The organism is Prochlorococcus marinus str. SB, from assembly GCF_000760115.1.
Taxonomy (GTDB): Bacteria; Cyanobacteriota; Cyanobacteriia; order PCC-6307; family Cyanobiaceae; genus Prochlorococcus_A; species Prochlorococcus_A marinus_D.
Window position 1 is genome coordinate 1 of sequence record NZ_JNAS01000002.1, and the last position, 26,120, is coordinate 26,120.

Sequence of the window (26,120 nt, forward strand, 5' to 3'; positions counted from 1 at the left end):
GAAGACGATGATTATCTTAGAGGTGGAGATGATGGAGATGAATTATATGGAGAAAGTGGAGATGATTTATTAAAAGGAGAAGATGGCGATGATATTTTAGTTGGAGGTTTAGGTAAAGATGATTTATATGGTGGAAGTGGTAATGATGTATTTAGATTAACTGCAGGAAGTGGTTATGACAGAATAAGAGATTTTGAAGAAGGAGATAAAGTAAATTTAAATGGTATTGATAATAATCAACTCGGAGTATTTGACAGTGGCAAAAATATGAAGGTCTATCTAGATGAAAATAAAAGTGATTTGCTGGCAATAATTTATGGCTACAATTTATCGGATTTAAATGGTGTAGGAATAACAGATATTCTTGTTTAAATTAAAGTTTAGGAGTTATGTAGGATAAAAAAGAGCTGGGCTTCACTACTGTTTGCATGACAGTACACCCACTAATTAATGAGACTGGCCAACCTATTCCCAATGCTTTTAGCGTCTTAGACTGAGACCAGATTTTAGAAAATAACCAATATTTCGTCCAATAATTTGAAAAGCCATGTCCAAGACCGATGAGACATACTAAAACTTACAGTTGCCGTGATAAGGTTTGTTAGCTTTTTTTTCGGCAGCTTCTATTGTTATTCGGTGCATTAAATTTAAACTTCCAATTGCTGCACTTAATTGGTTAGATTCCAGAGCTTTTAAATATACCCTTTCTGTCTGTGTAATAAGCCATGCCATTAGGTCTTTTCGTTCATACTTATCTAAGTTCTGTACTATTTGAGCACTAGCCCAATTAATATCCAGATTCGCACTTCTGCGAGTAATTCCGTAGTCCCTCACAAGAGTTCTGTTCACTTCAGACACTCCCATTCCAGAGTTTAATCTTTCTAGAGCGACACATCTGCGTTTTTTCCTTTCAGCTCTACTGACTAAAGCCATAAATAAGTATGGATAGTTTTATTTCTTAGAATGTAATTGATTAGTTTTAACTATATTTTCAGTTAACTTTTATCTACTAATATGTGCAAATAAACTTATACAAATATAACTAAGATGTTAAGCCATGATTTAAATAATTTTGGTGCAAGTAGTAAGCGTTTCATTTAAGGATTAAAGTCTCTACATTTTGATCTTTCGTTTTCATAATCTTTGATAGCAGTATCCCATTTTGATAAATCTGCTTCTTTTCTAGAAATATATAATTCCATTTGTGCCGAATAGGTTGCTGATTCAATCCGACTATTGAATGAAGAATTACAAAAAAGAATACTTCCAAATTTTTCATAGTCAGTAAAATCCCTATTCGCTGCATATTCAGCATTTGCCCTTTTCTTATCTAATGCTTTATATTCCAAATCCTCGATACTAGGTTTTGGGCGGAGCAAGAATGCTTTATAGTCAAAATCCTCAATACTAGGTCGCAGTAAGGATTGGTATGCTTGTGCATTTAGATATGAGAAAAGGGAAACACAAATAAGAACAACAGCAAATACTCCAATTAACCAAGTGTTAGTTTTATTCATTAATTAATTACGAGTAGTAAGCGTTTCATTAATTACATCATCATTAGTTTTAGTCTTCTGTATTTTTAGATGTAGTTTCTGTGTCTTCTTCACTTTCTTCTTCAGAAATATCTTGCGCAGGAGAATCTGCTAAGTCTATGAATCCAGCATTTATATCAGATGTCTCAGCATTAACAGCAATAGTTAAAGCGAGTGCTGCTAGTAGTGGGAGTAGTAAGCGTTTCATTCAGTAATTTAAATTGAGGTTCCTTTTTTTTGATTTGGGGAAAGTTCATTTTCTGGAAAAATTTCTTTTAAATTTTCTGGAAAGAAAAACTCCAATTGTCTCCTTAAATTACCTTCATAAAATTTGTTTGGAACTTTAAAAGTATCTCTTACTAATTGAACATTTATTTTTTCCTTTTTACCTGCCTCATTTACTCTTAATAAGACTAACTTAATTGGCTTATCTTTTGGTCCTTTTATGAGAGAAACTGCTTCTGTTATACCCATTCCTCTCGTAGATTTCCCATCTATTTTGATAATTACATCATTTGGTTTAATGTCAGCGGAGGCAGCAGGAGAATCATTTATTACAGATTGAATAGTTAATTCAGCAGTATCACTATTAAGAAAGAGCCTTATTCCAATCCCTGTTATTTCCTTATCTTTTCTGTGAGATAGATTTTTATTGGTTGTCACACAACCTGCATAATCTCGTGCTTCTAAACATTTTTTATGTAATTCATCAGATATTCCAGCATGAACAGCAGTAGATAAGGTTAGTGCCGATATTAGTGGGAATAGCAGTCTTTTCATTTGTTAATCACAACAATCTTCCTTTGTTAATGAAGCAGTCCAAGAGGATTCCTCCATTGTTGATAAGTCAACTCTATGAGTTGCCATCCAGTCACCATTTGCTTCAACAAACTTTTGAACATTACCTTCTGGAGCTTGATGAATAACAATTATTCTTTGAGGATCATCCTTGCTTACTCCTCTGAAAAGCGGCTTAATATCAAATTCTGAATGCCTTTTATCTGCTTCTGCACTATCAAATATTGCAGCCCATTCATCGAAAGTACTTTCAATTTTAAAAGTAAACACGGAGGTAACTAAACAAGACATAAAAAAGGAGCTAATTGCCCCTTATTTTAGATCGACTGTCAATTACTAACTATTATTGTTGGTCTAATAAATTTAACGTCTGCAAAACATCTTGTTTGACATATCCCTTTTGATAAGTTGCGGTATGAACAGCTTCACTATGACCCATAAATTTTGATGCTGATGCTGTATTGATATTCATGTTTTCAGTGCGATAACCATAAGCGTGTCTAAGGTCATATGCCTGAAATGATTGATTGGTTTTTTTAGCAAGCCATTTGGTATATCTTCTATTTAATGACTTTAAAAATGCAGAATCATAATCTTCAGTTTTATCAATACTAAATTCCTTATATATATTCAAAATATCTAAAGTTCTTGCCCATTCCTGTTTTAATGCTGGAGTGATTCTCCATTCTGATGGTTCTTCACTCTTGGGCACTGTCAAAACTTCAGCCATAATCTTTCCAGATTCTTCAAATGGTTTGATGCTCCATATTTCAGAAGTCCTAGTACCGAATACAAATTGAGCAGCTAATGCCCAACCCCAAACTGGGTCTTCTCTCAACAAACGAACATGATATAAATATTCCTCATCTTTCAATCTTTTTCTGGATCTTTTCTTAGCATCATCCTTATAAGCCTTTTGAGTAGCTGTTGACCACTCCTGGAGTTTTTTCAGATTTGGTATTTCTGCAAACTTAGCTAATCGCAGAAAATGCTTTGCAGTATCCGCCTTCTTCTTTGATCCGGCTGGTGCTTTATTGGCAAGTTCAACAATATTTTCATAATTAAGAATTTTATGTTTTTCCATTTTCAATAAATAACCTTCAATCTGTTTCCACCCAGCCATGTTTTGGTTATTGTTTTTGTCCTTATTTTCAGCACTCCAGAAATCCTTTTCAAATCTTTTGATAATATCTCCTACTTTTCTACTTTCTTTGATTAACTCAACAGGCTCTTCATTCTTTTTCTCCCAATCACTCCATTTAAATAATCCAGCCCTTTTTTCCTCCCCTAATTTTTCAGATAACCTTACTGCCTCTTTGATATTTTTTTGGTCAGCCTTTAATCCAATGGATACCCATTGTTGAATATTCTGATTAGATTGACCATCTTTTGAAGGTAATGATGCCCTTAAAGCAAAAGCATCTTTCTTTATATATATAGTTACCCCAACTTTTTTTCTTTTTAATACATCATTGGTTGCTGAAACTTTTGCCTTTAAAAGTTCAAACGGATTAGCCATTGTTCGGATGGTTTTTATTGGAGGACTAACCTCGGTGGACTAATTCTAACTATTATGTACTAATCGGTGCAAGTACACCTATATTCTGTCAACCAAAAAATGTTTTCATTTTATAACTCCTGAGAACCCCTGCAGTAAGGTAAATTACTTGACTATGACTGACTTCTTATGATATATATTAATGGTTCGGATACAACTGAATAACCCGTTGGAGGGGTGGTCGAGTGGTTTAAGGCTCTAGTCTTGAAAACTAGCGTATCTGCAAGGGTACCGTGGGTTCGAATCCCACCCCCTCCGTTCTAAAAAAATCAAGTGAAGTTTAACAAAATAATATTAACGCCTTTTTGGTCCGTTTTTGTTAAAGTATATTTTTATTTGGTCTATGAGTAAAGGATTCGCCACAGATACTTTAATATCCAAAAAAACGAAAAAAAAAGTTATTCCAAATGAACCTCAAGGAAGATTAATATCTTGGTCCCCTTGGCCACCAGCTAATTTTCAGACCAGATATCCTGCTTTCCCTTTTGTTCTTACTATATTAATAGTAGTAATCGGGCAATGGTATCTAACTCTACTAAGATAACCTGAAAATGATTTTAGTTTTTGAATTTCAGATGAATTGAGTTTGAGAATTTATTTTGTTTTTTTCAATTTTATTATTAGCCCATTTTCAAGCGGCAATCATCCCAATATTATTAGGAATTAGATCGATCAAAAAATTCAAACACATTAGCAAGAACGAATTTATTCCTTTTGGTTTTATTTTTTTAGGATTGGCATCGATTTCTGAAATGATCGATCATACCCAAACATCTTGGATTTATGTAGATCATTCCTCTTTATTTAATTGGTTATTTTATTCTTTCCTATCTTTAGGTTTAACATGTTTATCAATATCAGTAATAAAAAATAGATTTGTTCAAAAAACTAATTTTTACATTTCTCTATGTTCAATAATCTCATATTTTTTATTTGGTAAAACAATTGCTCTTCTTTTTCAAGTAATTATAAGTATCCTTCTAATTATTTATTGGCAAAGAGTTTTTAAAGATTGGCTTTTCATCCTCTACCCAATATTTGGCATTTTTTTTACGACTTTCTTTGGAACAAAGCTCTCCATAAGTGGCGATCAATTTTGGCATGTTTTAATAGGCCCATCTGGAACAATTAGCGTAATTACCTTTTATTTAGTTTTAAAGAGATCGAATAAAAAATTTGCCTAAGATTCTTATGAAAAAATTTGTATTTGCAAGTTTTATAGTGTGCTTAGTCACAATAATTTCTCCAGTTCGAATCCTTGCTGATACGGCACTTGATGTTTACATGAATGATTTTTATTCTAAATCGAATGAAGCTAGCCAGATTCTCAAAGAAATCGAAAATAGTCTAAAAGAGGGGTCAAGAAAAAAAGTATGCTCTAGGCAAAGAGAGGCTGCAAGATTAGGCCTATTAGCTAATAAATCATTAATCAAAGCCTTTGAAATTGAGGGGGCTAATCCACCAATGCAAGCAATAATGGCAAGTCAACAAAGATGGGAATCTATTCTGAATGAGTGCTGAAGAAAGTCAGTAAATCTATAAATCTTCTTAAATTTGCATTCTCACAGATTTACTAATTAAGGGTATTTCAGGTTCAACTCCATAAATACATTTAGAAATCGAATAAATAAAAATACATAATGTAAATATAAAAATAATTGAGCCCAATTCAACTATGGGAAATATTCTCAATAGATATGAAATTATTATCAAAGCAATATCAATAAGCAATGCTTGGCATGCGTTATATCTAACAAAATAAGGTACTTTTGAGTTTCTTGCTAATCCAGCAAACAAAATTATAAATAATAAAAAACTTCCAAAAGGCAAAGATTTTTCAATTATTGCTATCGGGAAAGTTATTAATAATAGTATTTTTAAAAAAGAATATTTATAGAACAAATAATATCCAAAAGGTATTGATGCCTTTAATGGCAAAGTATACAAAAATACTGATGAGAGTCTCTGGAATATCTTATTCAATATATTATTGGAATTTCGTATTTACATCTTAACCTAATTTTTCTGAACTTAATAAAAGACTTAGCCTCCAAAAAATCAACTTTGGCAGATGGTTATTAAATATAAGATAATTGATTAATGTTTATAATTCAAAATGCGTATTCTACATACAATGTTGAGAGTTGGAGATTTAGATAAATCCATTGATTTCTACGTCAATAGATTAGGAATGAATTTATTAAGAAAAAAGGATTACCCTCATGGAAAATTCACATTGGCATTTGTTGGTTACGGCTCAGAAAAAGAAAACACCGTAATTGAATTAACTTATAACTGGGGCAAAAAGTCTGAAGACTATGAGCTTGGAGATAAATATGGTCATATAGCTATTGGAGTAAAAGATATTCATCTAATTTGCCAAGGATTAGAAAATAATGGCTGTAAAATAACAACCAAACCTAAAACAATGAAAAACAGTGCTACTGTCTTGGCTTTTGTTGAGGATCCTGATGGTTATAAAATTGAACTTATTGAAAGAGATTAAAAACTCAGAAATTTTTAATTAAATAAACAAATAACTAAAATTTAAAAAGATTGAAGTATTGTATATATCGTTTTCAATAAGCGAAAAAAATACCTCTAAGATCATATTCGATGGATTCTGCTGTCTCAATATTGTAAAAGATTATTTCTAAGACAAGGAATTATTAAAAATAAAATTAAACTTTAAACAATCTATATTAAATCTATTTAGAATTTATAGACAATCTATATAGATTTATATATTATAGAATTATCTTTTAAAGCTTATGCCTAGTAATTGGTCAAAAATAAGAGATGAATGGCTTGATAGAACCGCGGTTGCTAAAGATGATGCTAAATGGGCATTAGAAGCTTTAATTAATTCTGAAGAAGAGTTATTTGAAATAGAACAAAAAATAAAGAATAAAGAGGACGCTGTAAGCAAAGTAAAATTTTTGAAGAAAAAGGTTAAAGAAACTATTTCCTCTAAAGAAATTAGTCTCGATGATATTGCATTAAATACTTCAAATTCAAACAAAGTACAGATCTCAGTGCCATCAAATCTTACTTATCTTTTGAAAGTTTGGGCAGCAGCAGAAGGAAGAGATCTATCAAGTGTTGCTTTTCAATGTTTAGAAACTGGTATAAGGGAAATGAAAAGCAAAGGTTCAATACCTTCAATAGCAGTAAATAGATATGACTCGGCCTGTCAAAAGAGGATTGCACTAGCAGAAGTAAACAATCTATTGGAGAAATACGAATTAGCTCAGGATGAAATCAAATAATTATGAATAACAGAAAAATCATTAAAGGATACAAAACATTAACATCATCAAGATTTAATGTAGATAATTCTGTAGATAAATCTAAAGATGGAATAATTTATACTCTTTATTCTGATGCATTTAATTCACTTAAAGTTGGTTTTGCTGAAAATGATAAGGTACTAGAAAAAAAATTATCAAGTGAAGCATTGATATTTTTGGATATGAAAAAAGGCAAAAAGAAAGATCTATTTTTATTAATAACCACTCTAAAAGAACTTGGCATCAAATATTCAGACAATTATTATTTCAAGTACTCAGGTTCTTTAATGAAACATTTATCTACTTTAGGTTGGCCTGTTGGAAGATCACTTTATAAACAAAGAAATATTAAAAAAGAACTTGTATGTGCATAAATTTAAATTTAATCACACTCTAAAGTTTCTCTGGTTTCTCTATTTGTAATTGGATTAGTTCCAGTAGCACTTTCACAAAATTTCCTAATAATATCTTTTGGCAAAAAAACATTTGTGAAATCTGCGCCTTGTATTTTTACATTTTCAAACTGGGTACTATAAGCAAAAGAATCCTCCAAGTTAGTATTTGATAAATCTGTTCCATCTAAAACAGCCGAGTCTAAAGTTACTTCTCTTAAGTTGGAGTTACTTAAATTAGTATCTTTCAATTTTGCTCCATAAAGAGTCGCATTTTGGAGCTCACAACCTGACAAATTTGCGTCTTGTAAATCAGTTAAATAGAAAGTTGCTCCTTTTAAATCAGATCCAGAAAAATCAGCCCCTACCAAAGATTGTTTACCATAATCCAAAGCTGCGAAGCTTCTAGAAGGGAGGGTTAAAACAACTATTAAAAAAGTTAAAATTATAAATCTCATTTGGTTGAGTAATATTTCAATAAATTCTAACTTCTTAAGCTGAAATCTAAAAATTAATTATTTACTGAATGCTATATTTATTGAAATAGCAAATCACGAAATAGGTTTTGGATATAAGTCCTTATGATGCAATTGTTGTTGGTTCTGGAGCTACAGGCGGAATAGCAGCACTTACATTGGCAGAACAAGGGATCAAAGTTTTAGTAATAGAAGCAGGGCATCAAATTAAAAGGCATGAAGCTAGTAATCATGAGCCAAAAAGTACATTAAAAAGATTATCAGGACTCATAACAAAAAAACATGCCAATCAGTGCCAACATCCTGGTTATTGGAAAAATAATCCTGACTTATATTCAAATGAATTGAAGCATCCTTATGACTTCCCAAAAAAAAAGCCATTTCTTTGGACACAAGGTAAACAATATGGGGGGAGATCATTAACTTGGGGAGGTATAACATTAAGACTTTCCTCAGACGACTTTCATCCGGCTAAAAATGACGGATTCGGACCAAACTGGCCTATTTCATACGAAGAAATTTCCCCGCACTACGATTTTATTGAAAATTTCTGCGGAATTTATGGACGAAAAGATGATATCAAGGAGGTCCCAAACGGTAAGTATATTGGTGAAATTCCTCTTACAGAAAACGAAAATGTTTTTGGCAGCAAAGTTAAATCAAAATTAAACTATCCATTTATCCAATCAAGAGGATTTGACCGTAATTCATCTGTAAAAGAAAAAAACTGGCCCAAATCCTCTAGCGTAGGAAGCTCTTTAAAAAAAGCTTTAGATACTGGAAATGTACAAATAATCTCTAATTACCTAGTGGAGTCTTTTGAGATTAACAAGATAACAGAGCTTGCCTCAAAACTAACGATTGTAAACCTAGAAAATGGACACAAAGAAGTATTGGATTGTGATTTGGTTCTTCTTTGCGCATCAACAATTTCAACACTGAGAATACTACTGAACTCAGAATACAAATCAAATTCCTCAGGGTTTAAGGATAATTCTGGGAAATTAGGTAAATACCTAATGGATCACATATCTATCTGTAGATTTTTTTCAGTCCCAAAAGCAAAAAACTCAGATAAATCATTAGATAATACTCCCGATCTTTCTGGAGCAGGCAGCTTCTTTATTCCATTTGGTTCAAATTTACCAGAAATTGACGGCATATATTTCCATAGAGGTTATGGAATCTGGGGGGCAATTGATAGATTAGGGATACCTAAATTTTTACAAAAAGACGCAAACAAATCCATTGGCTTTCTTATCGCCCATGGCGAAGTCCTTCCTAGAGAGAAAAACTCAGTTTCTCTATCAAAAAAAACAGATGAATGGGGCATCCCAATTCCATACATTGAATTCGAATGGAGCGAGAATGAGTTAAATATGGCAAAACATATGGAAAAAACAATACAAAAATCAGTCAAAGCTGCAAATGGAGAAATAAAAAATATTGATGAACTAATGAATATTCCATTAGTGAGTTTATTTACAAAAAATTTGACCGCACTTTCAGATAGTCCTCCTCCACCAGGATATTACATACATGAAGTAGGAGGCGCACCAATGGGAACAAATGAAGAAAATAGCGTAGTTGATAAATTTAATAGATTATGGAGATGTAAGAATGTACTTGTACTAGATGGAGCATGCTGGCCCACATCATCTTGGCAAAGTCCCACACTTACAATGATGGCCTTGAGTAGAAGAGCCTGTTTAAATATTAAAAAGACTTAGAAGGTTTAAATAATTGATTTAAATAAATCTCTGAGACAGAATTATCTGTACATCCGTTTTGAACGAGAAAAGTAGCTAATGCTGAATTTATAAGCTTGTATTGATCCCAAGTCGGGTTACTTAATACGAAATCTTTCATAGTGTTATAAAGAGTTTCTGAAAGCTCTGTTTCTAATGAGACTTTATCTGAAGAGCACTCTACGAGTTTCTTATCAGTTAAATTTGTTTGGCTGATTTGATCCATAAATTTATTTTTTTTACCTCAACAATAATGATATTTTTCTCTAAAAATATCAAGAATAATCTTCTGATAAACTTTTCACATTATCAAATAAGACTCACGTTATAAGTCGGTTTTTAAAAAACTTCTTTTTCAAATAAGGAAATTGAATAGATCTTAAAAAAAAGTCAACAATAATGTTGAAGTCCTGTTTTTTTTGAAAAATACTGCCATTTCTAATCCAGTGTGGATTTGGACGTGGAAAACAACCTGCATATTGTGGAAAATCTAGCTCAAAATATTTTCACGATTTTATATTAAGAATACTTATATATACTGAGTCTATTAAGACTAAGTCGAGAAAGAGACAGGTGATTCATTGATTTCAACGGATTTTCTTAAGATTTAGTCTTTATTAGGCAAGCGAAGCGTGACAGGTCCTAAAGGGTGTTTTGAATTTGGATAAATACTATGGTGATGGTGATGGTGATTATGTTCATGTTGATGGGCCTCTACATGTTCATGTTCTAAGTAATTACCCCCTCCTGTGTCTGATTTTTCTTGATTATGAGTTGGGATTTGATTTTGCATTTCACAAGCACCATTACATTCAGGATCACATAAATCACAGCTGATACCCAAGCCCTCTACATGGTCATGATGACTTTCTTGGACCATTCCAACTTCTTTTTCAAAGCCAAATAAATTTGATCTATATTTACAAGTTGAGCAATTCATAAAATTATTACCTTCGTTATTAAGAATCTCTTCAATCCTTTCTACAAAAGTGTCGACCACATAAGACTGTGACGAAAGATATTTTGCATGTATAAATGAAATATTTGGATTATTAATCGCAACTAAATCACTTTGCCTTTTTATTCTTGTAACAAGGACACCTGAAAAAAGGAAATAAGGGAAAACAATTATATTTTTATAACCAAGTCTCACAACATTTTTCAAGCCAGGTTCAACAAGGGGGAAAGTTACTCCAGAAAAAACTGTTTCCCCCCACCCTAAACCAATACCCTCTACGATCATTCTCGTAATTTTTGAAACATTGGAATTCGCATCTGGATCAGAAGAGCCTCTTCCCACAACAACTAATAATGATTCTTCAGGTTTGAGATTATTATTTTGTTTAAATACATCTTTTACTCTTTCACAAGCTGCACTAATCATTAAATTATTAATACCTAATTCTCTTCCATAAATTATTTCAATTCCTGTTTTACTTGAATAATTCATAAGCAGGCTAGGTATATCATTTTTTACATGGCCAGCAGCAAAAAGCATTGCAGGTATTGCAATTACTTTTTTTATAGAAAGATCTTTTAACTTATCTAAAGCATCAACAATCGAAGGTTTAGCAAATTCCAAGAAACCATATTCAACTAAAAAGTTTGGATATCTTTTTTGGATGAAATTAGTTAATTCTTGAAATTCAGTAATGGCTAGTTTATTTCTACTCCCATGTCCACAGATAAGTATCGCGACTTGATTATTTAACTTCAAATCTAAATTATCCAAATTCAAATTATTACTTATACCATAATAGTAAAGAACAATATCATGTAGTGAAAAATAATAATAACTTGCTTGAAGTTCCAAATATCAACTCAAAGGATGCAAAATTTAAGAAATTAATTTATGACGTCGACGAATCATTATTTAATGAGGATAACTATTCTTGCGAAAAATTCGAGCACCTTTGCGTGTGTAGTGGAGGTACAACTTCTAGCTGTGCAAAAAATGGTTTTACAACTCTTGATCTAAGAAAAAATCACAGCAAAATTCATCTAGATAGAAAAACCAATTTAGTAACAATTGGAGGTGGAGTAATAATGGGGGATCTATTAAATCATTTACAAAAATATAATCGAAGTTTTCCAATCGGACTTTCTAAACTTCCCGGAGCAGGCTATATACTAACTGGTGGAGTAAGTCCGCTCAGTAGAACCTATGGATTAGCCATTGATAATATTGAATCAATAAAAGGTTTCTTGGGTAATGGCACATTTATTTCTTTAAAAAAAAATCAAATAAATACCGAAGAACAATTAATTTGGGAAGGAATTAAAGGCGCAGCACCCTTCTTTTCAATTATTACCGAAATAGAACTTAAGACTATCCAATCTAATTCAATTAAGGTTATTGAAGGATTTGTAAATCTAAATGAACTTACAGAAATAATAAAACTATCAGAGGAATTTCCAGAAAATATTAGTCTTCAATGGATTTATGCCCAAAAAATTTACATATATATTTTTGCTGAACTCAAAAATAATTTAGAGGATAAAAGAACAGAAGAATGTCTGATGCTTCTAGACAAATTCCCTAGTCTAGAAAAACAATTTTATGAAAACTTTAACAAAATAAATTTCTTCCCTAAGGAATTGAATTTATATGAGCTGAATGCAAATAACCATTCTGAGGTAATTAGTCTTCTTGGAGAAGATTTAAAAAATGATATCCCAATTTTCATAAAATGTTTGGATGAAATAATGGATAATAAACCTAATAATTCCTGTTACATTGCTTCTCAACAATTAGGTTGCAAAACTAAAAAGTTAAATCATGGCTCAAGCTTTTTTGTTCATAGAAAAAGCACTTGGAAACCATGGATATATGCATCATGGAAAAAAAATGATCTTCAAGAAAAAGAGGTCGCTTTGGAATGGATTTATAAATCGTGGAGCAAGCTAAAAAAGTTTTATCCAAATATTCACTTAGCCCAATTGCATAATCATTTGAATTCTCATGATGAAGAAATTACATTAGCCTTTGGAGATAGAATGAATGAATTAAAAACTTTAAAGAATATTTTTGACCCACAAGGTATTTTGCCTCCTTTATGAGGTAACTTCTTAATTATAAAGAAACTTAAAATGTCAAATTTCTCAAGATATTTATCTAAAAATTGGTTAGATGATCCAAAGTCAAATATTCTCTCAGGCTTAGTTGTTGCTTTTGCAATGATCCCAGAAGCAATTGCTTTTTCAGGTATAGCTGGTGTAGATCCTAAAGTTGGCCTTTTTGGTGCATTTTGCTTATCCATAACAATTGCGATTGTTGGAGGGAGAAGGGGGATGATCACTTCAGCTACAGGTTCAACAGCTCTTTTGATGACTGGACTTGTTGCTTATGGAGAATCACAAGCTCCTGGATTAGGAGTCCCATATCTTATTGCAGCTGGAATATTAACTGGAATTTTCCAAATTATTTGGGGGTATTTAAGACTTGCCTACCAAATGCGATTCGTGCCTACGGGAGTATTAAGTGGATTTGTAAATGCACTAGCGCTTTTAATATTTCAGGCACAACTACCTCAGTTAGGAATAGGTATTAAAGAATCAAATGGATTAATTGAACAAACTTTGAGTCAGTATCCAGTTAACTCTCAGATCCCAGTAGTTTGGATTCTTGTAATCCTAGGATTAATAATTATCTATGGGCTTCCAAAAATCACAAAAGTAGTCCCATCTCAACTTATCGCGATAGTAGTAATTACTCTCATAAGCATATTCTTGAATCTAGATGTCCCAACAGTTAGCGATTTGGGTAAGTTACCTGATGGATTACCAAGTATTTCTCTTCCTTTTGGATCAATAGAAAATGGAAAAGTACCTTTTAGTCTAGAAACATTAGGAATTATTTTACCGACTTCACTCGCAATATCTCTCGTAGGTTTAATGGAAACCTTTTTAACTCAAGACATTTTAGACGATGTAACTGATACAAATTCTAATAAAAATAAAGAAGCAAGAGGGCAGGGAATATCAAATATTGTCGCATCCTTATTTGGTGGAATGGCAGGATGTGCCTTAGTTGGGCAATCTGTTATGAATACTGAAAATGGAGGTAAATCCAGATTATCAACTCTCTCCTCAGGTATATCTCTACTAATTATGATTATCCTCTTGAAGTCTTGGATTGGAGCAATACCAATGGCTGCTTTAGTAGCAATCATGATAACTATCGCAATAAGTACAGCAGATATAAATGGATTAAAAAATATTAGAAAGATACCTAAAAGTGATACTGCAGTAATGCTTATGACTTTTGCGGTTACAATGCTGACAAAACCTCATAATCTTGCACTTGGAGTTATTGCTGGAGTTTCATTAGCTGCAATTCTTTTCAGCAGAAAAGTCGCAAAAGTTATAACTGTCTCAAGAGCTAAAGAAAATAATCTGACTACCTACAAAGTAAAAGGACAATTATTTTTTGTAAGTAAAATTTATTTCTTACAAGGATTTGATATTCATGAACATCCAGAAAATATTTTAATTGATATGTCTTTAGCTCATATTTGGGATCAAAGTGGCGTTGTTGCTCTTGAGCAAATTATTAGAAAGTTCCAGAATGGGGGTTCTAAAGTTGAAATTGTAGGATTAAATAAAGAAAGTCTTAACTTATTTGAAAGACTAGGTGGTATGGAAAGCGCTCATTAAAAAAGTTAATTAAGACTAACTTGTTGATAACAGAACCAAAGCCATTGTTGAAAAAGCAAATTCCTATGAGACCTCCAAGCGGTTTTTGAACTATTTGGATCAAAATTTTTAGGAGGAGGAACATCTCCCTTTTCTTTGTCTCTTTCAATTTCACTAATAATTCTATGCACCGTATATTCAGGATGACCTAAATGCATAAGTTGTTTTTGATCATTAGATTCAAATATTGTATATCCAACGTTTTCTCCATAAGCCAACAAATTCAATTTCCCCTCTTTTTGGGCTTTCTCCATTTCCAAATCTGGTAATCCCGCAAATCTACTTTGAGGACAAATAAATTCATCATCTTGTGTACCCATCAAAGGGTGTCCAGGAACAAGACTTTTTAAAGGGAATACCCCAAATAATTTCCTATCAAAAACTTTCTTATCAACCCCTGCCAAATAAGCTAGCGCAAAGCCAGCCCAACATAATCCAAGAGTACTCGCACAAGAATTTCTGGCTTCATTTACAATTTTTACAAATTCATCCCAATACTTAACCTCCTCAAAGGCTAGGTGTTCAATAGGTGCTCCAGTAATAATGATTCCATCTAACGGTTCTGGATTATTTGCTTCTTCCCAAGTAATATATAGATTATTCAGATGATTAAGATCCCATGTTTTATAAGAGTGAGTTTTAAGCTTTATCCAAACTGGCTCAATTTGAAGGGGAGATAAACCAAGTGGATGTAGCAAGTTAAATTCATACTGCTTGCCTAGAGGCATGATATTTAAAATACCAATCCTAAGAGGACGTATATCCTGTCTTTTTGCCAATTCTGGTTCGATCCAAGATATATGATTTTTCTCAACATCACTAATCTTGTGATAGTTACTAGGAATTATTAAAGCCAATAAATCTCCTTTCCTATGTAATTTGTGAAAGTGCTTGTTCGAAATCTGCTTTTATGTCGTCAATATGCTCAATTCCTACAGAAACTCTTACCATAGTGGGAGTAACACCTGCAGATAATTGTTCTTCTTCAGATAATTGCTGATGAGTTGTTGAAGCAGGATGAATTACTAATGTTTTTGAATCGCCAACGTTTGCAAGATGGCTAGCTAATTTTAAGGAATCAATAAATTTTACTGCATTTTCATAACCCCCATTAAGAGAGAACATAAGCATGCAACCCATTCCCCTTCCAGTAGTATATTTTTTGGCACTAGAGTAATATGGATCAGATTCTAGGCCAGGATAATTAACACTGCTTACATTAGAATTAGAATCTAACCATTTTGCTAGTTCAAGCGCATTAGAAGTTTGTCTCTCTATTCTTAAACTTAGAGTTTCCAAACCCTGCAATAGCAAGAAAGAATTAAAGGGACTTTGAGCTGATCCCCAGTCTCTAAGGCATTCAAGTCTTGCTCTTAACGCAAAAGCTATATTTCTGTTATTTGGTACTCCCAAAGATTTGCAGATATCACTACCGAAACCAAAAGCGTCCCAATGAACGAGCCCATGATAAGCAGCGCTTGGCTGACTCATTAGTGGGAATTTACCATTTCCCCAATCAAAGGTTCCAGCATCAACAATAACCCCACCGATGCTTGTTCCATGTCCACCGATCCATTTCGTTGCACTTTCTACAACAATATCGGCTCCGAAATCAATTGGCCTTATTAAAGCACCACCCGCACCAAGGGTATTATCCACTATTAGAGGAATTCCATTTTCCTTCGCCAAAGCAGAGAGTCCCTCAAAATCTGGAATGTTGAACCTAGGATTTCCCATTGATTCGACATATATTGCTTTTGTTTTATCATCAATTTTATTTCTAAAACTATCGATACTATCACCATCTGCAAATTTAACTTGTATTCCTAATCTTGGAAATTGTACTTTGAATTGATTGTAGGTCCCGCCATATAAAAAAGATGTAGAGACAAAATTATCCCCTGCTGTCATGCAGTTCACGATTGCCAAGAATTGAGCAGCTTGACCTGAGGATGTTGCAAGTGCTGCCATCCCTCCCTCCAAAGCTGCCATCCTTTTTTCAAAGACATCTGTGGTGGGATTCATAAGTCGGGTATAAATATTTCCAAATTCTTTTAATCCAAAAAGATTCGCGCCATGCTCGGCATTATCAAAAACATAGGAACTAGTTTGATAAATGGGAACTGCTCTAGAATTTGTAGTTGGATCAGGCACTTGGCCTGCATGTAACTGAAGTGTCTCGAACTTTTGGTTGCTCAAAATTTTTTTAATAATCCTATTATCTATTTAACTTAAAAAAGTCCCAAAAAAAAACAAAAAAAAGATAAATATTTATAAATCCTTTTTTAATGAGGGGTAATTATCTTTCATATATAAACTCAAATCTTCTTTTATCGCAGATCTGAGTTTCTCAATATTTGCAGAATCAATTATTGGAAAAGTTTTATTAGCTTCAGGATCTTTTTCAGTAATTGATTTCCAATTCTTACCTACATTTTTTTCAGAATTGTTAAGTACCTCATCAAAATTGAAACACTTATCATTGTTGTTAGCATCAAATTCGTTAAAAGCTTTATTTATAAGCTCTTTTCTATTTTCGAATAGATTCTTAGCTTTTAAAGTATCTGGAAGACCCATAACTGGTTTTAATTCTTTAAGAAGTTTTATTTCCTCTTCAATTAAGAGTGTCCAAACACCATATTTATTTTTTGGAAGATTAGATTTACTAAAAATATTAATTTCATCGAGGTAAAAATTTAACCATAGATAATAAGCTTTTTCTTCAATAGTTTTTTTAACGGATATCTTTTTATTTTGGATCTTTGGGAGTAACTTTTCTGCCTTCTTTAAAAACTTTCTGTCTTCTCTTTCTAAATTTATTAATCCCCATCTTTGACTGTAGTCCCATAAATCTTCGTATCTTGTTAAGTCTTCTTGATTCCAACCAAGAGCTTTAAGTTCATGAGAACGATGAGTTAATTCCTTTTTCAAAAAAATCCTTTTAAACCATAATAATTCTAACCCTGCAATCAAAATTAGTAAATAAATTAAGAACTTTACTTTCTAGCAAATTAGAAAAATAATCAATTATTAAAATATTTATTAATAATTTTCAATACATTGATATAACTAGGATTTTTTTTAGAAATTTGATTATTATATTGATTTGTTTTAAGGGCGTTTTGCTCTTTGTCAATAAATAATTTCTTATAAAAGTTTTCAATATCGTTAAAAAGATAATCTCCTTTTAATTTTTCATTTAGTTCTAAAGATGATTCAGATTTCACAGATTCTTGGCAAAAATTAGTGATTTCTTCTGAACTAATTAAAACCTTATAAATTTCTTTTTTTTCTTCTGAATTTGCATTAAAGCATAAATAAATCAGATTTATCATAGAACAATTATTATTATTGATTTTGAATTCTTTATAAATTTCTGGCCAAAATTTTAAAGATTTTAGACCTTCTAAACCTCCTTGACTTAGAGAGTATTTATCACACCAATTTACGAATTCTGATACCTCTTTTGGACATCTATTGAGTTGCAAAAGCATATCTGATAAAACTTGTCCTGCTTGAAAATTCCGTGTTGGTTTCCCTTCACTTGGAAGAGTCATACTCCCTAAGACATCAGCCTTAACAGCATTTAATTGAGAAAAAGTATAATCTCCTTTTTCACAAAATTCATCATTAATTATTTCCTTTGCACTAATTATTTCTTCACCATAACCAAGTTCTTTTAATGAAAGATATTTATTCTCTAATTTATTTTCTTTTCTAACTTGTAATGATACTGATGCGGCCTGATCTAAACATTGAGTTAACAAAATCGTATTAATAGTAGGTAGCATTCCAGGCTTATCAGAATGAAAGTTATTTACAAAACCTGCAAATATGGATGATATATTTTTTATTGATTTTATATATTGACATTCAATATTATGAACTCCAGGAGAAACTTGAATTTTCGGCGATAATTGATTTAAAATGCGAGCTCCTATTAATGCTGTTAGTGCATCAGGATGACAGAAATTTGCAGTAAAACTATCATTAGGATTTCGTAAAGCTCCATGACGGTGAAATCCTGTAAAAAAAGCTAAATTTGGATATTTATTACAGATAATAAAAGGGTTTTTATTTTTTTTATCAATGCAAAAGGAACCGACAAGACAACCAAGAACCACATTTTCTCTTTTTAAAGTTTTTCTGAGTTCTAAAGCATGTTTAACATCATCTTGTATATGATTACTATTTGAAGCAAGAATAACTATCTTACATTTCAAGAGAAGATCTTCTAGATCAAAAGACTTTCTTTTTCCCTCCGAAGAATAATGTCCCATTCTCTTAATCTTTTCAAGAATCTCATTATCCATATTGTTAATAACATCTTTTGAAAATGCACCTAACAAATCTCTATCTTCCCTAGGAGCTAATAGAATATTATTTGATCTTCCATGCATGGCACAGTTGTATGCTAACGATGCAGGATATAAACCGACACTGTAAAATCCAACTTTCATCTTCTCTATATCTTCAATCAATGAATAAAAATATTTTTTATCATTTATGTTTTCTATAAAATTATTCTGCATTTTGGAAATTCTTTATAATTTTTTTTAATTTCTTACCAATACCAACATTTTTCTACATTAAAGCAATTTTTGACCATAGCAAATTATTTATTATAAATATTGAATTTTTTAATTTATAATTTTACTGAGATATAGAAATTAAATTAAAAAAAGAAATAATTATAAATATGGAATATTTGGCAAGTAATTTAAAGGCACAAAAACAATTAATTTCTTCTAAAAATATTTTAATTATTCAAGACATTGACGGAGTTTGTATACCTTTAGTTAAAGATCCAATGACTAGAGAATTAGAATCAAAATATATCTATGCAGTAAAAAAATTTGCAGAGGAATTCTTTGTATTAACTTGCGGGGAACATGAAGGTCCAAGAGGGGTTAATAGAATAATAGAAAGGAGTTTAAGAAGCACTACTGAGCCAAAAAAAAAAGAACTATATTTAAGAGGTTTAGCAGCCTGTGGCGTAGAGTATCAAGACAACAATGGTGAAATAAGTTTTGAAGGAGTCTCACAAAAAGAACTAAATTTTTTATATAAAGTTCCTAGTCTAATAAGACCAAAGTTTAATTTTATAGTTAAGAATATTTTTCCTGAACTTAGCCAAGAAGATATCAATTTTCACGCATTAAAATCAATATGCGAAACACGCTTCTCGCCAACAATTAATTTCAATAGTCTATTTGATTTAGTTAACAATGATTCTGATAGAAGAAAGCTTATTCAAATTAGTTTTGAAAAAATGATGAATGAAATCATCTTTAAAGCTGAATCCGAAGGCCTCAAAAACTCATTTTTCCTGCATATTTCACCAAATTTAGGAAATAAAAATGGTAAAGAAAGAATTAAACTTTCTTCTAAAGATGATATCGGATCAACAGACATACAATTACTTATTAAAGGAGCAGTTAAAGATTCTGGAGTCTTATTTCTTTTAAATAAATTTATTGAGAAAAAAACAGGTAAAGCTCCTTTTGGAAGAGATTTTAATTTTAGAAACTCTCCAAATTCTATTACAGGAAAAATTGATTTATGCAAAAGTACTATTCATACAGAAGATATGCCTTTGATTGTAGGAGTTGGTGACACAATAACATCAAAAAAAAATAATGGTGAAAAAAGTTATTTGAGAGGAGGAAGTGACAGATCTTTTTTAGAATTTATACAAATATTAGGGAATGAATTTGGTATTAATAATAAAATAATTTTTGTAGATAGTAGTTCTGGTGAAGTTGAAAGACCTTCTACAAAAAAAACTGGTTTAACAGGGATCAGTGATCTTTATGACAACTTAAAGTTTGACTTGGTTTTTCAAAATGGTCCCAAAGAATATATAAGTTGGTTTATTGAACTTGCTAATAAGAGATCAAACTTTAAAAAAATTAGTTGACTTTTGAATTTTTAATGACAATTTATAAATAATAGATTTATGAAAGAAAAATTCCCCTCAATATATAAAGAACCTATAGAAACATTGCAAATCAATATAGGTTATAAATGCAATCAGGCTTGTAAGCATTGTCATGTTAATTCAAGTCCTCTAAGGACTGAAAAGATGTCCAATGAAATAATATCTCTCATTCCAAAAATAATTGATAAGTACAAAATCAAGACTTTAGATATAACAGGTGGTGCGCCAGAACTTCACCCAGAATTTAAAAACCTTATAGCTAGTTTGAGCACAAAACAAATTGATATTATTGATAGATGCAATTTAACAATTTTCTTTGAAGAAGGTTATGAAGATCTTCCTCAATTTCTTGCAAAGAATAAAGTAATAGTTACTGCTTCGCTACCATGTTATGAAAAAGATAATGTTGAGTTTCAAAGGGGTCTTGGGGTTTTTGAAAAAAGTATTAATGCTATAAAAATTCTTAATGATCTAGGCTATGGAAAGAAGGAAAATGGATTGCAATTAAATCTTGTTTACAATCCTGTAAGCCCAATTCTTCCACCTTCTCAGAAAATATTGGAAAAAGATTACAAAAAAATACTATTCGAAAAATATAATATTGTTTTTAATAATTTATTCACAATAACTAATATGCCAATAAATAGATATGAAGAATTTCTAAGAAGAGAAGGGAAACTAAATAGTTATTACAAATTACTAAAAGAAAATTTTAATGAAAATAATTTAGAAAATCTAATGTGCAAAAAAACTATTAGTGTAAATTGGCTTGGAGAAATTTATGATTGTGACTTTAATCAACAGATAAATTTCCGAGAGAATAAAGGACCAAAATCACTTTTTGATCTATTGGATGAGTCATTTACTTTTGACTACAGGGTAGCTGTAAAAGAACATTGTTTTGCCTGTACTGCAGGAGCAGGATCAAGTTGCGGAGGTACTTTAAGTTAAAATCTGCTAGATGCAATTAGGACATATAGCTCTTACGTTTAAAGAGGATTCAATTAGTTTAAACCCATTAATTTTTGCTGCAACTTTACCTGCTTCTAAAACTTCTTCATTTTCGAATTCTTCTGTTCTACCACACCTAATACAAATTAAATGATGATGATCAGGAGTTTCATTACTAAGCAACTCATATCTGTGTCCGCCCTCACTGAGTTCTAATTCATGAAGCAAACCCATTTGCACTAAAAGTCTTAAAGTTCTATAAATTGTTGCAAGTGAAACTTTGGAGCTTGATTTAACTAACTTTTCATGTACTTCTTCAGCACTAAGATGCTTTCCAGAACCAATATTTTCAAATAAATTAAGAACCTTAAGCCTTTGAGGAGTTAACCTCTTCCCATCTTTATGTAAGCCGTCTCCAAGAGGAGATGTGATGACATTGTATTGAGAAGATAATGACAACAATTAACCCAAGGCTATTCTCAATAATAGCTCTAGATGAGAGTAAAACAACTTTTTGATTAAAAATGTTTACTAAAGTTGTTCAAAATACTATGTTGAATATATCTTTAAATACAAATGATGAAGGGTCATGAAAAATCTTCTGACAAACTATCACCAAAAGTGAATGCTTTACTAATCGTAGATGTTCAGGAAAAAATTTTAAGAGCAATATTTAAAAAGGATTCAATAACTAAAAACATCAAAAAGCTTATAGATGCCTACCAAATTTTAGAAGAAAACATTTTTTTATCTGAACAGAACCCATTCAAATTGGGTGCAACGATACCTGAATTATTGCCCAAAAATGGATTTAAAAAAATTGAGAAAATGGAATTCAGCTTAGCTAACATTCAAGAATTTTTAGAAGAACTTAAAAATAAGAAAATTACAAATTTGATAGTTTGTGGTGTCGAAACGCATATTTGTATTCAACAAACAGCCTTAGATTTTTTACAAAAAGGATTTGAAGTTATTCTCGTATCAGATGCTATGAGCAGTCGAAATAGGGTAGATCATGAAATAGCATTGCAGAGAATGATTCAAAAGGGGGCGATCTTAACTACTACTGAATCAATAATTTTTGAATTATGCAAAACTGCGGATAGAAAAGAATTTAAAGAAATTAGGAATATAATAATTAGATAAAGAAAAATTAAGACTGGTTTGTTATCTAGAGATAATTTAAAATTTTATTAAAGATAAATTTTAAGTTCTATTTGAATATGAAATTAGTTAGTGAAAACTTCCTTCTGGCAATATCTATTTTTTTTATTGGAATTTTATTGTCGCTATTAATCTCTAAACTTTCAAAAATATTCTTCAAAAAGATTTCCAAACGTACAAAAACAAATTTTGATGATTTTATTTTTGAGGTAATCTCTGGAATTATTAGACCTATAGGTTTTCTCCTCTCATTTTATTTTTCAATTGACTATTTTGTTGCTGATGAAATAACTTTTATCTCTGTATTATTAAATATTCTGAAATTATTTATATTGATAATAATTATAAAAGCTCTCAACAAAGTTTTAATAAGATCTTTAACAGAATCGACATCGAAAATTAATGATTCCTCAATTAGTTCAATGATATCTTCACTTACTCCCTTAATAAAAGCATTAACATGGACTATTGGTTCAATCTTTTACTTACAAAATATAGGTGTTCAAATGACTGCTATTTGGGCTCTTCTCAGTGCTGGGGGTATTGGTGCAGGATTAGCTTTGAAAGATCCAGTTCAGGAGTTTTTTGAATACATAACAATTTTGCTTGATAAACCTTTTCAAAAAGGTGAGTTTATAAAATCTGATGGCGTCCTTGGAATGGTTGAGAGGGTCGGAGTAAGATCCTCAAGAATAAGAAGTATCAATGGAGAAGTAATAGTAATGAGCAACAGCGCCCTTACAAATGGAATAATTTCAAATTACGCACAAATGGAAAAAAGAAGGTTAGTGCATAAATTAGGAGTTGTTTATGAAACCTCTCCAAAACTTATGAAATCGATTCCAATAATAATAAAAAAAATAGTTGAAGAGACAAAAGATGCTTCTTTTGATAGGTGTCATTTTACAGATTTTGGTGACTTCAGTCTTAATTTCGAACTTGTTTATTACATACCAACTAATAATTATCTTGCTGCAATGGAAGCTCAACAATCTATAAATTTAAGAATTATTGAGGAATTTGCAATTAATAATATAGATTTTGCATTCCCAACACAAACCTTAAATATTGAAAGTAACAAATCCAAATGATCTACAAATATCTTTACTTAAAATCCAAAGTTTTGAAGCCAACTCATCACTATTTGCTTCATCACTAGCGTTACTTTCAACTAATTTATGTTTTTTTCTAGCTATAAGTTTATTACTTAAATATATGAAACCAACATTATTTAAATTTGAATCAAGAACAATTTCAGAAAGAATCTTTCCTGCATTTTCTATACTTTCAGAAATTCCTAAAATATTTTTTGCAGCTTTAGAAAAAATTAAATATCCAAAGAGATTAAAACGTTTACTGTATCTAAAAAAACCAGAATCATCATTTGGTATTACGAGACCGGGAGCCCAAGTTATTACAGAAATTTTACTGGAGGACATTTTTAATTTTTTTTCAAGTTCTTTAGCAAACAAAATATTACATAACTTACTATTTTTATAAGCTTCATCAGCATTAAAATTTAAAAATTGCCCAGTTACTTTTTTTCTAAAATCAACTAGGTTATTAAGTCCCGCTTTCTTTCCTATATTGCCACCTGAACTTTTCGGATCGTGAACATCTGATGATGTAATAATGATTCTAGATTCTTCTTCATCTCTAATAAAATCTTTCAGTACATTGACCAAGTAAAAATGTGCAAGATGATTTACCGCAAATGTTAGTTCTATGCCTTGTTTTGATACTTTAGGGTAAAAAGAGCCTGTATATTGCAATCCTGCATTTAAAACAACAACATCTAAAAAATTTTTTTTACTAATAAAGTAATCTTTAATTTTGTTAATATTCTCTAGATCTGAAAGATCACAATTTTCAATAATATTTAAAAATTTAATAAGGTAATTTTTATCAAAATATTTCTCAATTTTTTTGAGAAATTGATTCTTTCTTAATTCGTTTTTTATTACAACATATAAAATATTTTTCGTCTTTAGTAAATTAATAATGGCAAAAAAACCTATTCCTGAATTACCTCCAGTAATTAAAATATGTTTATTTTTAATCATTTAAATTCCTATTTTTTTTATCATAAAAAAATAAATAAAGTTTTTTTTATTTTGTAATCTTATAAATTATTGTTAAAACACCGAAAACTTAGTCACTAGTATTTGAGTAATTTGATTATTATTAATCTACTTTCATTATAAATATTGGATGAAATATATAACCCTAGTCGCAGAAGTAATAATTTGTTCCATAAATTTCTTTAATCATAAGATTTATATTTAATGTCAAAAGAAAATATGCCAGATGTTCTTGTTTTGGGTGCAGGGCCTGCAGGTATGGCAATTGCCTCAGCTTTAGGAAAGGAAAAATTAGATGTTGGAGTGCTTTCTCCAAATGGACCAGATGAACCTTGGCCAAACACATATGGCATTTGGGGGAAAGAAGTTGATCAACTCGGGCTTCAGGATTTACTTGAATATAGATGGAAGAATACTGTAAGTTTTTTTGGGCATGGCGCTTTAGAAGAACAGGACGATGAGAATAAAGCCACGGAACATTCACTAGATTATGGACTATTTGATAAGAAGAAACTCCACAATTATTGGTTTAATGAATGCAATAAGTCTTTTATTAAATGGCATAAAGGCTTTGCAAACAAAATACATTTTGAAAAAAACAAAAGTACAGTAACCACAAAAGATGGCAAGACTTACTCTGCAAGATTAGTAGTAGATGCAACAGGATATGATCCTATTTTTCTTAAATTAAAATCGTGTGGTCCCTTAGCAGTCCAAACTTGTTATGGAATAGTAGGTAATTTTAGTAAACCTCCACTTAAGAAAGGGCAGTTTGTATTGATGGACTATAGAAATGACCATCTTAACGATGAGCAAAAAAAAGAACCGCCCACTTTTCTTTATGCAATGGATATGGGGGATGGTAAATATTTTCTTGAAGAGACATCTCTTGGTTTAGTAAATCCTCTAACAATGGAAAATTTAAAAGAGAGACTAGAGAAGAGGCTTTCTTATCGAAATATATCAATCACGAGCATGCAGCACGAAGAGCTTGGCTTATTTCTCCCTATGAATATGCCAATCCCAGATTTCAAACAACCAATACTTGGATATGGTGGTGCTGCTTCAATGGTACATCCTGCATCTGGATATTTAATTGGTAATGTTTTAAGAAGAGCTCCACTTGTCGCTAAGGCAGTCTCAGAAGCAATTAAAAATAAAAATCTAAGTACCTATCATATTTCTAGAAAAGGTTGGGAAACTTTATGGTCAAAAGAATTAATTAGGAAGAAATCACTTTACCAATTTGGATTAGAAAAACTTATGCGGTTTGACGAGAAACTATTGAGAGAATTTTTTGGTAGTTTTTTCCAACTACCTAAAAATCAATGGTATGGTTTTCTAACTGATACTCTTTCTTTAAAAGAGATTGTATATGCGATGTGCGTAATGTTTATAAAGGCTCCATGGAGTGTGAAAAAAGGTCTTATGGTTATGCATGGTAGAGAATTTAAAATGTTACTTAGGATAATATTTCCAAACATATAGTTT

Annotated in this window: 30 protein-coding genes, 1 tRNA gene and 1 pseudogene; 16 read left to right on the top strand and 16 right to left on the bottom strand. The window is 31.2% G+C overall.

Translation table 11 applies throughout. The features are described from left to right. Nucleotides 1-372 (top strand): annotated as a pseudogene (locus EV02_RS09470) (hypothetical protein); the annotation flags it as partial. A gap of 198 nt (nucleotides 373-570) precedes the next feature. Here the strand turns inward: EV02_RS09470 and EV02_RS06210 are convergent. From EV02_RS06210 to EV02_RS06190, 6 genes are all read right to left on the bottom strand, one after another. Beyond that, entirely contained in the window at nucleotides 571-933 is a 363-nt protein-coding gene (locus EV02_RS06210) for a hypothetical protein (RefSeq protein ID WP_032519201.1), read from the bottom strand. Nucleotides 934-1,097: 164 nt separating this feature from the next. Further along, nucleotides 1,098-1,517, bottom strand: coding sequence for a hypothetical protein (locus EV02_RS06205; protein WP_032519202.1), 420 nt, complete (start codon nucleotides 1,515-1,517; stop codon nucleotides 1,098-1,100). A gap of 49 nt (nucleotides 1,518-1,566) precedes the next feature. Further along, nucleotides 1,567-1,743, bottom strand: a complete 177-nt coding sequence (locus EV02_RS09475) for a hypothetical protein (RefSeq protein ID WP_193742615.1) — start codon at nucleotides 1,741-1,743, stop codon at nucleotides 1,567-1,569. Nucleotides 1,744-1,751: 8 nt separating this feature from the next. After that, nucleotides 1,752-2,315, bottom strand: coding sequence for a S41 family peptidase (locus EV02_RS06200; RefSeq protein ID WP_032519203.1), 564 nt, complete (start codon nucleotides 2,313-2,315; stop codon nucleotides 1,752-1,754). 3 nt (nucleotides 2,316-2,318) lie between these two features. Beyond that, entirely contained in the window at nucleotides 2,319-2,624 is a 306-nt protein-coding gene (locus EV02_RS06195) for a DUF3764 family protein (protein ID WP_032519204.1), read from the bottom strand. Between the two features lie 52 nt (nucleotides 2,625-2,676). Then, a complete protein-coding gene (locus tag EV02_RS06190) occupies nucleotides 2,677-3,852 on the bottom strand; it encodes a hypothetical protein (RefSeq protein WP_032519205.1) in 1,176 nt (391 codons plus the stop codon). A 210-nt stretch (nucleotides 3,853-4,062) separates the two neighbouring features. On the opposite strand from EV02_RS06190, the gene EV02_RS06185 reads away from it, so the two are divergent. The 4 genes from EV02_RS06185 (at nucleotide 4,063) to EV02_RS06170 (ending at nucleotide 5,412) form a co-directional block, all read left to right on the top strand. Next, nucleotides 4,063-4,149, top strand: a tRNA-Ser gene (locus EV02_RS06185). Nucleotides 4,150-4,234: 85 nt separating this feature from the next. Next, on the top strand, nucleotides 4,235-4,435 hold the full coding sequence (locus EV02_RS06180) for a hypothetical protein (RefSeq protein ID WP_032519206.1): 201 nt from the start codon (nucleotides 4,235-4,237) through the stop codon (nucleotides 4,433-4,435). Nucleotides 4,436-4,490: 55 nt separating this feature from the next. Then, nucleotides 4,491-5,075 (top strand): hypothetical protein, encoded by a 585-nt coding sequence (locus EV02_RS06175; RefSeq protein WP_032519208.1) that lies wholly within the window; start codon nucleotides 4,491-4,493, stop codon nucleotides 5,073-5,075. A gap of 7 nt (nucleotides 5,076-5,082) precedes the next feature. Next, nucleotides 5,083-5,412, top strand: coding sequence for a hypothetical protein (locus EV02_RS06170; RefSeq protein ID WP_032520431.1), 330 nt, complete (start codon nucleotides 5,083-5,085; stop codon nucleotides 5,410-5,412). Nucleotides 5,413-5,439: 27 nt separating this feature from the next. On the opposite strand, the gene EV02_RS06165 is transcribed toward EV02_RS06170, so the two are convergent. Beyond that, nucleotides 5,440-5,874, bottom strand: coding sequence for a Tic20 family protein (locus EV02_RS06165; RefSeq protein ID WP_032519210.1), 435 nt, complete (start codon nucleotides 5,872-5,874; stop codon nucleotides 5,440-5,442). Nucleotides 5,875-6,007: 133 nt separating this feature from the next. On the opposite strand from EV02_RS06165, the gene gloA reads away from it, so the two are divergent. The 3 genes from gloA to EV02_RS06150 all read left to right on the top strand — a co-directional run bounded on the left by gloA (nucleotide 6,008) and on the right by EV02_RS06150 (nucleotide 7,555). Beyond that, nucleotides 6,008-6,397: a lactoylglutathione lyase gene (gloA, locus tag EV02_RS06160; RefSeq protein ID WP_032519212.1), complete on the top strand. Its 390-nt coding sequence runs from the start codon at nucleotides 6,008-6,010 to the stop codon at nucleotides 6,395-6,397. A 265-nt stretch (nucleotides 6,398-6,662) separates the two neighbouring features. Next, nucleotides 6,663-7,160 (top strand): VHS domain-containing protein, encoded by a 498-nt coding sequence (locus tag EV02_RS06155; RefSeq protein WP_032519214.1) that lies wholly within the window; start codon nucleotides 6,663-6,665, stop codon nucleotides 7,158-7,160. 2 nt (nucleotides 7,161-7,162) lie between these two features. Beyond that, nucleotides 7,163-7,555 carry a hypothetical protein gene (locus EV02_RS06150; RefSeq protein WP_032519217.1) on the top strand — a complete coding sequence of 131 codons (393 nt, stop codon included), beginning with the start codon at nucleotides 7,163-7,165 and terminating at the stop codon, nucleotides 7,553-7,555. Between the two features lie 8 nt (nucleotides 7,556-7,563). On the opposite strand, the gene EV02_RS06145 is transcribed toward EV02_RS06150, so the two are convergent. Further along, the gene (locus EV02_RS06145) at nucleotides 7,564-8,031 is read right to left on the bottom strand and encodes a pentapeptide repeat-containing protein (protein WP_032519218.1); all 468 of its coding nucleotides are present in this window, start codon (nucleotides 8,029-8,031) and stop codon (nucleotides 7,564-7,566) included. Nucleotides 8,032-8,138: 107 nt separating this feature from the next. Here EV02_RS06145 and EV02_RS06140 point away from each other — a divergent pair, with 107 nt between their 5' ends. Then, nucleotides 8,139-9,779, top strand: a complete 1,641-nt coding sequence (locus EV02_RS06140; RefSeq protein WP_032519220.1) for a GMC oxidoreductase — start codon at nucleotides 8,139-8,141, stop codon at nucleotides 9,777-9,779. Here EV02_RS06140 and EV02_RS06135 read toward each other — a convergent pair. Together EV02_RS06135 and EV02_RS0108670 are read right to left on the bottom strand one after the other, a co-directional pair. Continuing rightward, complete coding sequence (locus EV02_RS06135) at nucleotides 9,766-10,023, bottom strand: DUF2811 domain-containing protein (RefSeq protein WP_032519221.1); 258 nt, start codon at nucleotides 10,021-10,023, stop codon at nucleotides 9,766-9,768. The two genes, EV02_RS06140 and EV02_RS06135, sit on opposite strands and share 14 nt — an antisense overlap. Nucleotides 10,024-10,404: 381 nt before the next feature. After that, nucleotides 10,405-11,610, bottom strand: a complete 1,206-nt coding sequence (locus EV02_RS0108670) for a sirohydrochlorin chelatase (RefSeq protein WP_032519223.1) — start codon at nucleotides 11,608-11,610, stop codon at nucleotides 10,405-10,407. Between EV02_RS0108670 and EV02_RS06130 the strand changes: the two genes are divergently transcribed. Both EV02_RS06130 and EV02_RS06125 read left to right on the top strand, forming a co-directional pair. Continuing rightward, nucleotides 11,577-12,857, top strand: a complete 1,281-nt coding sequence (locus tag EV02_RS06130) for an FAD-binding oxidoreductase (protein ID WP_032519224.1) — start codon at nucleotides 11,577-11,579, stop codon at nucleotides 12,855-12,857. The genes EV02_RS0108670 and EV02_RS06130 overlap by 34 nt on opposite strands. Before the next feature lie 30 nt (nucleotides 12,858-12,887). Further along, nucleotides 12,888-14,453 (top strand): SulP family inorganic anion transporter, encoded by a 1,566-nt coding sequence (locus tag EV02_RS06125; protein ID WP_032519226.1) that lies wholly within the window; start codon nucleotides 12,888-12,890, stop codon nucleotides 14,451-14,453. A gap of 5 nt (nucleotides 14,454-14,458) precedes the next feature. Here EV02_RS06125 and EV02_RS06120 read toward each other — a convergent pair whose 3' ends face one another. From EV02_RS06120 to EV02_RS06105, 4 genes are all read right to left on the bottom strand, one after another. After that, entirely contained in the window at nucleotides 14,459-15,349 is an 891-nt protein-coding gene (locus EV02_RS06120; protein WP_025955465.1) for a homoserine O-succinyltransferase, read from the bottom strand. Between the two features lie 13 nt (nucleotides 15,350-15,362). Then, entirely contained in the window at nucleotides 15,363-16,691 is a 1,329-nt protein-coding gene (locus EV02_RS06115; protein WP_032519228.1) for an O-acetylhomoserine aminocarboxypropyltransferase/cysteine synthase family protein, read from the bottom strand. Nucleotides 16,692-16,763: 72 nt separating this feature from the next. Further along, nucleotides 16,764-17,423 (bottom strand): hypothetical protein, encoded by a 660-nt coding sequence (locus EV02_RS06110; RefSeq protein WP_032520433.1) that lies wholly within the window; start codon nucleotides 17,421-17,423, stop codon nucleotides 16,764-16,766. Between the two features lie 92 nt (nucleotides 17,424-17,515). Beyond that, complete coding sequence (locus EV02_RS06105; RefSeq protein ID WP_032519230.1) at nucleotides 17,516-19,024, bottom strand: hypothetical protein; 1,509 nt, start codon at nucleotides 19,022-19,024, stop codon at nucleotides 17,516-17,518. A gap of 167 nt (nucleotides 19,025-19,191) precedes the next feature. Here EV02_RS06105 and stpA point away from each other — a divergent pair, with 167 nt between their 5' ends. After that, nucleotides 19,192-20,412, top strand: a complete 1,221-nt coding sequence (gene stpA, locus EV02_RS06100; protein WP_032519231.1) for a glucosylglycerol 3-phosphatase — start codon at nucleotides 19,192-19,194, stop codon at nucleotides 20,410-20,412. A gap of 39 nt (nucleotides 20,413-20,451) precedes the next feature. Further along, nucleotides 20,452-21,384: an arsenosugar biosynthesis radical SAM (seleno)protein ArsS gene (gene arsS / locus EV02_RS06095; protein ID WP_032519233.1), complete on the top strand. Its 933-nt coding sequence runs from the start codon at nucleotides 20,452-20,454 to the stop codon at nucleotides 21,382-21,384. A gap of 6 nt (nucleotides 21,385-21,390) precedes the next feature. On the opposite strand, the gene EV02_RS06090 is transcribed toward arsS, so the two are convergent. Continuing rightward, on the bottom strand, nucleotides 21,391-21,843 hold the full coding sequence (locus EV02_RS06090) for a Fur family transcriptional regulator (protein WP_032519235.1): 453 nt from the start codon (nucleotides 21,841-21,843) through the stop codon (nucleotides 21,391-21,393). Nucleotides 21,844-21,963: 120 nt separating this feature from the next. Here EV02_RS06090 and EV02_RS06085 point away from each other — a divergent pair, with 120 nt between their 5' ends. Both EV02_RS06085 and EV02_RS06080 read left to right on the top strand, forming a co-directional pair. Further along, a complete protein-coding gene (locus EV02_RS06085) occupies nucleotides 21,964-22,530 on the top strand; it encodes an isochorismatase family protein (protein WP_032519236.1) in 567 nt (188 codons plus the stop codon). A 77-nt stretch (nucleotides 22,531-22,607) separates the two neighbouring features. After that, nucleotides 22,608-23,639: a mechanosensitive ion channel family protein gene (locus tag EV02_RS06080; protein ID WP_032519237.1), complete on the top strand. Its 1,032-nt coding sequence runs from the start codon at nucleotides 22,608-22,610 to the stop codon at nucleotides 23,637-23,639. Here the strand turns inward: EV02_RS06080 and EV02_RS06075 are convergent. After that, entirely contained in the window at nucleotides 23,610-24,611 is a 1,002-nt protein-coding gene (locus EV02_RS06075; protein ID WP_032519241.1) for an SDR family NAD(P)-dependent oxidoreductase, read from the bottom strand. The two genes, EV02_RS06080 and EV02_RS06075, sit on opposite strands and share 30 nt — an antisense overlap. Nucleotides 24,612-24,833: 222 nt before the next feature. Here EV02_RS06075 and crtL point away from each other — a divergent pair, with 222 nt between their 5' ends. Then, nucleotides 24,834-26,117 carry a lycopene beta cyclase gene (gene crtL, locus EV02_RS06070; protein WP_032519242.1) on the top strand — a complete coding sequence of 428 codons (1,284 nt, stop codon included), beginning with the start codon at nucleotides 24,834-24,836 and terminating at the stop codon, nucleotides 26,115-26,117. Nucleotides 26,118-26,120: the final 3 nt, after the last annotated feature.